Here is a 551-nt window from a genome sequence, read left to right on the forward strand (position 1 = left end):
GTCCTGCGTGTCCGCGCGGGTAGGGACGGTCCACCCCGCAGGCCAGCACGGCGACGGTCGCGCCGCCCGCGCCGAGCGCCCCGCGGTGGGCGGCGCCGTCGATGCCGTAGGCGCCGCCGGAGACGACGACCCATCCCTTCTCGGCGAGTCCGGCCGCGAGGGTGGCGGCCATGAACGCGCCGTACTCGGTGCAGGCACGGGCGCCGACGAGGGCGACCGAGCGCAGCGCCCACATCCGCAGGTCCGCGGTGCCCCGCACCCTCAGGCCGAGCGGGCGGGCGTCCCCGAGGTCGTCGAGCTGACCGGGCCACTCCGCGTCCCCGGGGCACACGAACCGCACGCCCGCGTCCTGTGCGACGGCGAGGTCCCGGCGCGGGTCGGCCCGCTCGGCCCTGGCCAGCAGCCCGGCCCACCGCTTCCGGCCGACGCCGGGCAGGGGCTCCCCGCGCTGCCTCAGCCGGCGCACCACTCCGTCCACCCCGAACTCCCGCACCCAGCGCCCGCCGGTCTCGTCGCCGGGTTCGATGACGCGGCTGAGGAAGATCCGGCCG

At 78.6% G+C, this 551-nt stretch carries 1 protein-coding gene; it reads right to left on the bottom strand.

Annotated elements, in window-relative coordinates:
- Positions 1-551 (bottom strand): DNA-processing protein DprA (locus LPA54_RS35930; RefSeq protein WP_228984744.1); only part of this gene is annotated, 551 nt, incomplete at both ends.

The organism is Streptomyces sp. DH12 (assembly GCF_020873895.1).
Taxonomy (GTDB): domain Bacteria; phylum Actinomycetota; class Actinomycetes; order Streptomycetales; family Streptomycetaceae; genus Streptomyces.